The 481-nt window shown below is 46.2% G+C and carries 2 tRNA genes and 1 rRNA gene; all 3 read left to right on the forward strand.

Going from position 1 to position 481, the window contains the following annotated elements:
• Positions 1-114 (forward strand): 16S ribosomal RNA (locus tag ACN6NE_RS31080); the annotation flags it as partial.
• A 69-nt stretch (positions 115-183) separates the two neighbouring features.
• Positions 184-260 (forward strand) — tRNA-Ile (locus tag ACN6NE_RS31085).
• 17 nt (positions 261-277) lie between these two features.
• Positions 278-353, forward strand: a tRNA-Ala gene (locus ACN6NE_RS31090).
• The last annotated feature ends 128 nt before the right edge of the window (positions 354-481 follow it).

Consider the following 481-nt stretch of genomic DNA (forward strand, 5'->3'; position numbering starts at 1 on the left):
CCCGAAGTCGGTGGAGTAACCGTAAGGAGCTAGCCGCCTAAGGTGGGACAGATGATTGGGGTGAAGTCGTAACAAGGTAGCCGTATCGGAAGGTGCGGCTGGATCACCTCCTTTCTAAGGATTTTTATAAGACGTACGTTTCATTTCGTTCAGTTTTGAGAGAATTCTCTCTATCATATATATGGGCCTATAGCTCAGCTGGTTAGAGCGCACGCCTGATAAGCGTGAGGTCGGTGGTTCGAGTCCACTTAGGCCCACCATATATATTTAAACGAATGGGGCCTTAGCTCAGCTGGGAGAGCGCCTGCCTTGCACGCAGGAGGTCAGCGGTTCGATCCCGCTAGGCTCCACCAATTGTTCTTTGAAAACTAGATAACAGTAATTGCTGAGGAAAAGTGAAACTTTTCTTTAATCAAACCAATAAATAACACAACATTATGTTGTACCATTTATTCGCTAATGGTTAAGTTAGAAAGGGCGC

Source organism: Priestia sp. 53B2 (assembly GCF_056099005.1).